This window comes from Sphingopyxis sp. RIFCSPHIGHO2_12_FULL_65_19, assembly GCF_001830555.1.
Classification (GTDB): domain Bacteria; phylum Pseudomonadota; class Alphaproteobacteria; order Sphingomonadales; family Sphingomonadaceae; genus Sphingopyxis.
Genome location: NZ_MIAM01000009.1, coordinates 17,212 through 26,008, shown reverse-complemented (window position 1 = coordinate 26,008; position 8,797 = coordinate 17,212). Strand labels below are relative to the sequence as shown.

9 protein-coding genes are annotated in these 8,797 nt (G+C 65.5%); 7 read left to right on the top strand and 2 right to left on the bottom strand.

Going from position 1 to position 8,797, the window contains the following annotated elements:
- Together secG and tpiA are read right to left on the bottom strand one after the other, a co-directional pair.
- Positions 1-349: preprotein translocase subunit SecG (gene secG / locus A3E77_RS02055; RefSeq protein ID WP_293643245.1), on the bottom strand; the 349-nt coding region annotated here is incomplete at its 3' end.
- A gap of 91 nt (positions 350-440) precedes the next feature.
- On the bottom strand, positions 441-1,190 hold the full coding sequence (tpiA, locus tag A3E77_RS02050) for a triose-phosphate isomerase (RefSeq protein ID WP_293643244.1): 750 nt from the start codon (positions 1,188-1,190) through the stop codon (positions 441-443).
- Between the two features lie 181 nt (positions 1,191-1,371).
- Here tpiA and A3E77_RS02045 point away from each other — a divergent pair, with 181 nt between their 5' ends.
- From A3E77_RS02045 to moaC, 7 genes are all read left to right on the top strand, one after another.
- Complete coding sequence (locus A3E77_RS02045; RefSeq protein ID WP_293643243.1) at positions 1,372-3,318, top strand: peptidylprolyl isomerase; 1,947 nt, start codon at positions 1,372-1,374, stop codon at positions 3,316-3,318.
- 7 nt (positions 3,319-3,325) lie between these two features.
- Entirely contained in the window at positions 3,326-4,843 is a 1,518-nt protein-coding gene (gene trpE / locus A3E77_RS02040; protein WP_293643242.1) for an anthranilate synthase component I, read from the top strand.
- A gap of 35 nt (positions 4,844-4,878) precedes the next feature.
- Positions 4,879-5,940: an alpha/beta fold hydrolase gene (locus tag A3E77_RS02035; RefSeq protein WP_293643241.1), complete on the top strand. Its 1,062-nt coding sequence runs from the start codon at positions 4,879-4,881 to the stop codon at positions 5,938-5,940.
- A 107-nt stretch (positions 5,941-6,047) separates the two neighbouring features.
- Positions 6,048-6,638: an anthranilate synthase component II gene (locus A3E77_RS02030; protein ID WP_293643240.1), complete on the top strand. Its 591-nt coding sequence runs from the start codon at positions 6,048-6,050 to the stop codon at positions 6,636-6,638.
- Entirely contained in the window at positions 6,635-7,633 is a 999-nt protein-coding gene (gene trpD / locus A3E77_RS02025; protein ID WP_293643239.1) for an anthranilate phosphoribosyltransferase, read from the top strand. Before A3E77_RS02030 ends, trpD begins: the two co-directional genes overlap by 4 nt.
- The gene (gene trpC, locus A3E77_RS02020; RefSeq protein ID WP_293643238.1) at positions 7,630-8,424 is read left to right on the top strand and encodes an indole-3-glycerol phosphate synthase TrpC; all 795 of its coding nucleotides are present in this window, start codon (positions 7,630-7,632) and stop codon (positions 8,422-8,424) included. Before trpD ends, trpC begins: the two co-directional genes overlap by 4 nt.
- Positions 8,421-8,797 (top strand): cyclic pyranopterin monophosphate synthase MoaC (gene moaC / locus A3E77_RS02015; RefSeq protein WP_293643237.1); only part of this gene is annotated, 377 nt, incomplete at its 3' end. The genes trpC and moaC, both read left to right, overlap by 4 nt.

Here is an 8,797-nt window from a genome sequence, read left to right as displayed (position 1 = left end):
CGGGCGCCGCCGCACCAGCGGGTGCAGGCTGGGCCGCGCCGGTCAGCGATGAGGCCGGGGCCGCGCCGCTCGGCTGCGCCGATTTCGACAGCGACGTGTCGATCGTCGAACCGCTCCGACCCACCGACGCCATCGCGGCGAGGATGATCGACAAGGCGACAAACGCGGTGGCAAGCACCGTCGTGGCCCGGGTCATGAAATCCGCCGCACCGCGCGCCGAAAGCAGGCCCGCGGGGCTGCCGCCGACACCCAGGCCGCCGCCTTCCGACTTCTGCATCAGGATGACGCCGATCATCGTCGCAGCAACAAGCGCCTGGACGACAAGCAGGAAGGTGAAAAGGCTGGACATCATATTTTCCCGAACTTGCGCGGCCTCACACAGACCGCGCTCGCGGCGCACATAGAGACGAAGGCGCCGCGCTTCAACCCATACATATGTGTCACCCCAGTGCGGCGGCGGCCGCGATGATCGGCACGAACTTCGCCGAAGTCAGGCTCGCGCCGCCGACCAGCGCGCCGTCGACGTCACCCGCATCGAGCAGTTCGGCGGCATTGTCACCATTGACCGAGCCACCGTAGAGAATGCGCATATTCGCCGCCGCATCGCCGAAACGCCCCGACAGCGCGCCGCGGATCGCTCCGTGCATCGCCGCAACGTCGCCCACGGTCGGCACAAGGCCGGTGCCGATCGCCCAGATCGGTTCATAGGCGATGGCAAGCCGCTGCGCGTCGAAGCTGTCCGGCACCGATCCGGCAACCTGCGCCAGCACATGGTCGATGGCACCGCCCGACTCGCGCACTTCGCGCGGCTCCCCCACGCACAGGATCACCGACAGACCGGCTGCAAGCCCCGCTTCGGCCTTCGCCCGCACATCGGCGTCGCTTTCGCCAAAACCTTCGCGTCGTTCGCTGTGCCCGACGATCACCACGCTCGCGCCGATATCGGCGAGCATCGGCGCGGCCACCGACCCGGTAAAGGCGCCCGCCGCGGCGGCGTGGCAATCCTGGCCGCCGATCGCCGCGCCCGGCGCCGCAGCGACCATCGCGCCGATCAGGGTGAACGGCGGACAGATGGCGACATCGACCGCGGCATGGGCGCCCGCCGCGGAAAATATGGCCTGCGCTTCGCCGAGCGCATCCGACAGGCCGTTCATTTTCCAGTTGCCGACCACATATTTGCGCCGTGCCATCATCGCATCCCTCCCGCCATTTCAACAATTCCGATGCCCTAGCGGTGCGCGGGGCGGATAGGCAAGCCGCGTCGCGCGGGCATGAAAAGCCCCTTTCCAGCCTTGATGCCGCACGGCCTCCCGCCTAAAGCAGCGCGCAACCGCGCATGAACTGCGCCCTGCCGGAAAGAATGCCCCTTTCATGATTACCGCTATCCGCGCCATGTTCTCTTCGACGATCGGCAAGTTTCTCGCGCTCGCCTTCGTCGCGCTTGTCGGCGTCGCCTTTGCCCTTGGCGATGTCACTGGCAATTCGACCTTTGGCGGGCTTGGCGGGGCGAATGTCGCCAAGGTAGGCGGCGAAGAGATCGGCGTTGGCGAACTGCGCGACCGTGTTCGTCAGGCCTATGACCAGGCGCGGCAGCAACAGCCCGGAATGACGATGGCGGCCTTCGTCGAATCGGGCGGTCTCGACCAGGTGCTCGACCAGCTTGTCGAAGGTCTCGCCTTCGACCAATATGCGACCGAGCTGGGCTTCGGCGTGAGCAAGCGGTTGATCGACGGGCGCATTGCCGACCTGCCCGCCTTTGCCGGTGTGTCGGGCAGGTTCGACCAGCAGGTTTTCGAGAATTTCCTTCGCCAGAACGGCCTGACCGAAAGCCAGCTTCGCCGCGACCTGCGTCAACAGCTGCTGATCGAACAGCTCGCGGCGCCGATCGCGACGATGCCGCGCATCGCGCCGGGCATGGCCCAGCCTTACGCTGCGCTGCTGATGGAACAGCGGCGCGGGCAGGCAACCTTCATCCCCGCGAGCCCCTTTGCGCCGACCGCCGATCCCGGCGATGCGGCACTGCAAAACTTCCTGTCGCAGAACAGGTCCAAATTTACCGTCCCCGAACGACGGGCGATCCAATATGCGGTGTTCGATCGGAGCGCGGTGCCCGTGCCTGCGGTTACCGACGCCGAGATCGCCAAGGTCTACAAGGACAATGCAACGCAATATGCCGCGAGCGAAACGCGTCGTTTTGCGCAGGTGATCGTGCCCGATCAAGCCGCAGCGTCCGCTCTGGCCGCCAAGGTTCGCGGGGGCACCTCGCTCGCCGCCGCCGCGCAGGCCGCCGGCCTGTCGGCGTCGACCACCGGCGACCTCACCCAGTCGGCCTTTGCCGCGACGGCCAGCGCGGCCGCCGCCAAAGCTGCCTTTGCCGCGAAACAGGGCGACCTGGTCGGCCCCACGCAAACGGGGCTCGGCTGGACGGTCGCGCGAGTCGAAAATGTCACGGCCCGCCCCGCGCGCAGCCTTGCCGAAGCCAGCGCGGAAATTCGCACCGAGCTGGCAAAGAACAAGGCGAACGAGGCGATCGTCGATTATTACAACAAGCTTCAGGATGCCGTGAACGGCGGCGCGTCGATCGACGAAATCGCCGCGGACCGAAAGTTGCAGCTGGTCGAGACCCCCGCGCTGTTACCCAGCGGCCGCGTCCCGGCGCAGCCCGACTATGCGCTTGCACCCGAACTGGCACCGCTCGTCGCCCAGGCGTTCCAGGCGGCGGGCGAAGGCGAAAGCCATATCGCCACGCTGGTCGAGAATGAAAAGTTCGCCGTCTATGCGGTAAAATCCATCGTCGCTGCTGCTCCGCCCCCCTTCGCGCAGATTCGCCCTGCCCTCCTGGCGGAATGGCGCTTTGCCGAAGGGCAGAAGGTCGCACGCGACAAGGCCCGTGCGATCGTGAAGGCAGTCGAGGGCGGCAAGAACCTCAGCGAAGCGGTTGCCGCGGCCGGTCCCAATATCGGCAGCGTCCAGGCGATTGGTGGGCGCCGCGCCGAACTCGGCGCCGGCGGCAAACCCGTTCCGCCCGAACTCGCGTTGTTGTTCTCGATGGCGAAGGACAGCGTCAAGACGCTCGAAATCCCTGGCAATCGCGGCTGGATGGTTATCGCGTTGAACGAGGTTCAGCGGCCCGATCCGAAGTCGATCGAGCCGCAGCGCGTTGCCGCCATCGCCCAACCGCTCGCACCGGCCTTCGGCAACGAACTGATCGAACAGCTCGCCGCCGAAGCAAAGCGCCGCGCCGGCGTTACGATCAACAAAACACTCGTCGACCAGCTGCGCGCCGAGCTGACCGGCAACGCGCCGGTCGTCGAATAGGCCCAGGATGGCGCTGGAGGGCAGAGCCGCCGCGCTCGAGGCGCTGGCGCAGGGCCGCGGCGCGGTCGTTTGGCAGCGGCTGATCGCCGACGTCGAAACCCCGGTATCGGCGGCGCTCAAGCTGATCGAAGCGGGCCGCGGCGACTGGGTGCTGGAATCGGTCGAAAGCGGCGAAACACGGGGTCGATACAGCATGATCGGGCTCGATCCCGATCTGCTTTTCGAGGTTCGCGGCGATGCCGCGCGCATCAACCGCGACTGGCGCCGCGACCGCGACGCCTTCCAGCCGCTCGAAAACGGTGCATTACAGGCTCTCCGCGATTTGGTCGCCGAGTGCCGATTTGCGGTGCCCGACGGACTGCCAAAGGCGCTGACGACGCTCGTCGGTTTTTTCGCCTATGAAACGATCGGCCTCGTCGAACGCATTCCGCGCGCGCCGGGCACAGGGCTCGGCCTGCCCGACATGGTGTTTGTGCGTCCAACGACGATCCTCGTGTTCGACCGGCTCGCCGACGAACTGTTCCTGATCGCGCCGATCTGGCCCGACGCGAACGGTGCGATCGACCGGATGATCGAGGCAGCCGAGGACCGGCTCGAAACCATCTCCGCGCGGCTGTCGAGTGCCAGCGCGCACGCCGATCGCGCCGCGACCGACGCCTTGCCCACCGACATTGCCGCGATCCCCGCGACGTCGCCCGAAAAATTTGCCACGATGGTCGCCGCGGCTAAGGATTATATTACCGCGGGCGACATTTTTCAGGTTGTGCTGTCGCAGCGTTTCTCGACGCCGTTCGACCTGCCCCCCTTCGACCTTTATCGCGCGCTCCGCCGCATCAATCCGTCGCCCTTCCTCTATTTCCTCGACCTGCCGGGCTTCGCGCTGATCGGCTCGTCGCCCGAAATCCTCGTTCGCGTCCGCGACGGTGAAATCACCATTCGCCCGATTGCCGGCACCCGACCGCGCGGCAGGACAAGCGCCGAGGATGCGCAAAACCGTGAAAGCCTGCTCGCCGATCCCAAGGAACGCGCCGAACATCTGATGCTGCTCGACCTTGGCCGCAACGACGTCGGCCGTGCGGCGGTTGGCGGCAGCGTGACGGTGACCGACAGCTATACCGTCGAATTTTACAGCCATGTGATGCACATCGTGTCGAACGTCATCGGCCGCATCGCGCCCGGCAAGGACGCGATCGACGCGCTGTTCGCCGGCTTTCCGGCGGGCACCGTCAGCGGCGCACCCAAGGTCCGCGCCTGCCAGATCATCGCCGAGCTCGAATCCGATGCGCGCGGGCCTTATGCCGGCGGCGTCGGCTATTTCGCCCCCGACGGCAACATGGACAGTTGCATCGTGCTCCGCACCGCGATCGTCAAGGATGGCGAAATGCATGTCCAGGCAGGCGCGGGAATCGTCGCGGACAGCGACCCCGCCTATGAACAGCGGGAGTGCGAGGCCAAGGCGGGCGCGCTGTTCGCCGCCGCCCGCGAAGCGGTAAGGCTGGCCGGAACGCCGGGATACGGGCAATAGCTTGACCTTGCCCGGCGGCACGTTAGCGTCCGGCCATGCACAAGATTTTCGCCCCGCTCGCCCTGCTGCTTGCCAGCGTCACGCCCGCTCACGCCCAACCAACCAACGCCGTTGAAGGTGATGCGATCCTCAAGGATTTTGCGTTCGCAACTGGCGAAAAACTGCCCGAACTCAAAATTCACTACACGACGCTCGGCACCCCCCGGCGCGACGCAAGCGGTGAGATCGCCAATGCGGTGATGATCCTCCACGGCACCGGCGGCACCGGCAAGCAGTTCTTTCAGCCACAGTTTGCGGGCGAACTGTTCGGCCCCGGCCAGCCGCTCGACGCCAGCAAATATTATGTCATCCTGCCCGACAATATCGGGCATGGCGGCTCGTCGAAGCCCAGCGATGGCATGCGCATGGCCTTCCCCAAATATGACTATGACGACATGGTCAGCGCGCAGCATCGGATGCTTGCCGAAACGCTAGGGGTCAAAAAACTCAAGCTCATCCTTGGCACGTCGATGGGCTGTATGCACGCGTTCGTATGGGGCACCACGCGGCCCGGTTTCGCTGAAAAACTTGCCCCCTTCGCCTGCCTGCCCGTCGAAATCGCGGGCCAGAACCGCATGTGGCGCACGCTGACGATCGACGCGATCAAGGCTGATCCGGCTTGGGACGGAGGCAATTACCGGCAGCCGCCCGCGGCGGGGCTGCGCACCGCGGCGTCGCTGACGATGATCGCAGGCGCCAACCCTTATGCCCTGCAAGCCCAATATCCGACGCGCGCCGCCTCCGAAGCCTATAAGGACGAAGCTTTTGCACGCACCTATGGCCGCAATGACGCAAATAACGTCATTTATCAATTGGATAGCTCGCGAAACTATAATCCATGGCCGAACCTAGAAAAGATACAGGTGCCGGTGCTCTGGATCAATTCGGCCGACGATTTCATCAATCCGCCCGCCTATGGCATCACCGAAAAAGCAGCGGCGCGGCTGAATACAACGAAATTCATCTTGATCCCGGCAAGCCCCGAAACCAAGGGCCACAGCACCCACACCTGGGCGAAGTTCTGGAAGGACGACCTGGCGAAGCTGATGGCGGAGTAGCCCATTTCCCGTCCATCCTGATCCCGCGGAAACGACAAAGGCAGGATTGGCGCTCAAAAAGCTTCTATCCCTTTCCCCACTTCCGCAAAACCGTTAGTGCGCCGACCATGATCCTCGTCATCGACAATTATGACAGCTTTACCTTCAACCTCGTTCACTATCTGATCGAGTTGGGGGTCGATGTTCGCGTCGAGCGCAACGACGCGCTGACCGCCGCGGACGCCCTTGGCACCGGCGCCGATGCGATCCTGATATCGCCGGGTCCCTGCACGCCGAACGAGGCTGGCATCAGCCTCGATCTTGTCGCCGCCTGCGCCGCCGCCCAGCGCCCGCTGCTCGGCGTGTGCCTCGGCCATCAGGCGATCGGCCAGCATTTCGGTGGCACCGTCCAGCGCGGCCATTTGATGCACGGCAAGACCTCGCCTGTCTGTCACGACAACAGCGGCCTTTACGAAGGTCTGCCGTCGCCTTTCCAGGCGACGCGCTATCACAGTCTCGAGGTCGTCGACATTCCCGCCGAACTCGTCATCAACGCGACCAGCGACGATGGCGCGGTCATGGGCTTTCGCCATGCCGAATTGCCCATCCACGGTGTCCAGTTCCACCCTGAAAGCATCGCGACCGAACACGGCCATGCAATGCTTGCCAATTTTCTGAAGATCGCTGGGCTGCCGGTTCGCGGACGGCAAGCGGCATGAGCCGCTTTGGCCCCTTCCCCGATCCCTCGGCGCTGCTCGACCATGACGAGGCCGCCGCCGCGTTCGCGACGATGCTCGACGGCGGCGCGACCGACGAGCAGGTCACCGAATTTCTGATCGCCCTCTCCCATCGCGGCGAAACGATGGTCGAAATCGCTGCCGCGGCGCAGGCGATGCGCGATCGGCTGATCCCGATCATCGCGCCCGCGGGCGCGATCGACGTGTGCGGCACCGGCGGCGACGGCCATCATACCCTCAACGTATCGACCGCGGTCGCCATCGTCATTGCCGCGTGCGAGGTTCCGGTTGCAAAGCACGGAAATCGCGCTGCTTCTTCCAAATCGGGCGCTGCCGACACGCTCGAAGTCCTCGGTCTCGACCTCGACCGCGCGTCGCAGATGGCGGAAGCGCAGCTCGCCGACCTCGGCATATGCTTCCTGTTCGCCGCGCATCATCATCCGGCAATGAAGCGTATCATGCCGATCCGCAAGGCGATCGGTCGCCGTACGATCTTCAACCTGATGGGACCGCTTGCCAATCCCGCGCGTGTCACGCGCCAGCTGATCGGTATCGCACGCCCCGCTTATGTCCCCGTCTATGCCGAAGCGTTGCACCGGCTCGGCACCGAACATTCGCGCGTGATTTCGGGCGACGAAGGGCTCGACGAACTGTCGCTCGCGGGTGGCAACGAGGTTGCCGTGGTCACGCCCGAAGGCGTGCGGATGCAGCGCAGCACCGCCGCCGATGCCGGACTGCCGACACACGCGCTGACGGCTATCCGCGGGGGCGACGCCGCTTATAATGCCCAGGCGCTGCGCCGCTTGCTCGAAGGCGAGCCGGGCGCCTATCGCGACGCGGTGCTCTACAATGCCGCCGAAGCGCTCGTCGTCGCCGGCGTCGCCGACACGCTCATCGAAGGCGTGGAGGACGCCGCCGAAGCGATCGACAAGGGCCTTGCCAACGCGCTGCTCAATTGCTGGATCGCCTATAAATGAACAAGCTCACCCAGATCCTCGCCACCAAGGCCGACGAAGTCGCGACGCGCCGCGCGATGCGCTCGCTCGCGGACCTGGACGCGATCGACGGCGGTCCGGTGCGCGGCTTTGCCGCTGCCTTGCAGGCGAAGATCGACGTGGGCGGTTTCGGCCTGATCGCCGAAGTGAAGAAGGCTTCGCCATCCAAGGGATTGATAAGGGCCGATTTCGACCCCGCCGCCCATGCCCGCGCATATGCCGCGGGCGGTGCCGCCTGCCTGTCGGTCCTGACCGACGCGCCTTATTTTCAGGGGCATGAGGATTATCTCGTCGCGGCGCGCGCGGCGTGCGCGCTCCCCGCTCTCCGCAAGGACTTCATGGTCGATCCGTGGCAGGTCGCCGAAGCGCGGGCGATCGGCGCCGACGCGATCCTGATCATCGTTGCCGCGCTCGACGACGGCCTGATGCGCGAAATCGAAGCCGCGTCGATCGAACGCGGCATGGACGTCCTTGTCGAAGTGCATGACGAGGCCGAACTCGACCGCGCGCTGTCGCGGCTCCGTTCGCGTCTGATCGGTGTCAACAACCGCGATCTTCGGACCTTCGAGACCGATCTCGGCGTTACCGAACGCCTCGCAAAGCGCGTTCCGCCCGGAACCCTGCTGGTTGGCGAAAGCGGCATCACAGACCACGCCGACTGCGAAAGGCTCGCAAAAAGCGGGGTCCGCGCCTTCCTGGTCGGCGAAAGCCTGATGCGTCAGGATGACGTCACGGCGGCAACAAAAGCGCTGCTCACGGGCACCGCGGCGTGACCCGCCCGACGCACCTCGACGAAAGCGGGGCAGCGTCGATGGTCGATGTCGGCGCTAAACCGGCAACCGAGCGCCGCGCGGTTGCGGGCGGGCGTATCACCATGTCTGCGGCGGCGCTGGACGCCATCCGTGGCGGCAACGCTCCCAAGGGTGACGTTCTGTCGACCGCACGGATCGCGGGGATCATGGCCGCCAAGCGCACCGCCGACCTCATCCCGCTCTGCCACTCGCTTGCCTTGACCAAGGTCGGCGTCGATTTCAGCTGGGAAGACGATGGCATAGCCGTCACCGCCGTCGCGCAGACGACAGGGCAGACCGGGGTCGAAATGGAGGCCCTGACCGCGGTATCGGTTGCGCTCCTGACCCTTTATGA

Coding starts and splice junctions, on each gene's coding strand:
- A3E77_RS02030 (WP_293643240.1), top strand. CDS start 6,048: ATGATCCTCGTCATCGACAATTATGACAGCTTTACCTTCAACCTCGTT.
- trpC (WP_293643238.1), top strand. CDS start 7,630: ATGAACAAGCTCACCCAGATCCTCGCCACCAAGGCCGACGAAGTCGCG.
- trpD (WP_293643239.1), top strand. CDS start 6,635: ATGAGCCGCTTTGGCCCCTTCCCCGATCCCTCGGCGCTGCTCGACCAT.
- trpE (WP_293643242.1), top strand. CDS start 3,326: ATGGCGCTGGAGGGCAGAGCCGCCGCGCTCGAGGCGCTGGCGCAGGGC.
- A3E77_RS02045 (WP_293643243.1), top strand. CDS start 1,372: ATGATTACCGCTATCCGCGCCATGTTCTCTTCGACGATCGGCAAGTTT.
- A3E77_RS02035 (WP_293643241.1), top strand. CDS start 4,879: ATGCACAAGATTTTCGCCCCGCTCGCCCTGCTGCTTGCCAGCGTCACG.
- tpiA (WP_293643244.1), bottom strand. CDS start 1,190: ATGGCACGGCGCAAATATGTGGTCGGCAACTGGAAAATGAACGGCCTG.